The organism is Citrobacter sp. CK198, assembly GCF_030333295.1.
In the GTDB taxonomy this organism is placed as follows: domain Bacteria; phylum Pseudomonadota; class Gammaproteobacteria; order Enterobacterales; family Enterobacteriaceae; genus Citrobacter_B; species Citrobacter_B koseri.
Genome location: NZ_JAOWGE010000009.1, coordinates 1 through 260 on the forward strand (window position 1 = coordinate 1; position 260 = coordinate 260).

The following is a 260-nucleotide window of genomic DNA, read 5'->3' on the forward strand; positions in this document are numbered from 1 at the left end:
CAGTGTCCCCTTCGTCTAGAGGCCCAGGACACCGCCCTTTCACGGCGGTAACAGGGGTTCGAATCCCCTAGGGGACGCCAGCGTTCAACTGATGAGGTCAGACCTCCCAGGGGACGCCACTTGCTGGTTTGTGTGAGTGAAAGTCGCCTGCCTTAATATCTCAAAACTCATCTTCGGGTGATGTTTGAGATATTTGCTCTTTAAAAATCTGGATCAAGCTGAAAATTGAAACGACACACGTAAAGTGTGTATGAGTCTCT

General features: G+C 50.0%; 1 tRNA gene. It reads left to right on the plus strand.

The annotated features are described in order from the left end of the window. Positions 1-4 precede the first annotated feature (4 nt). A tRNA-Glu gene (locus tag OGY62_RS01955) sits at positions 5-80 on the plus strand. Positions 81-260 lie beyond the last annotated feature (180 nt).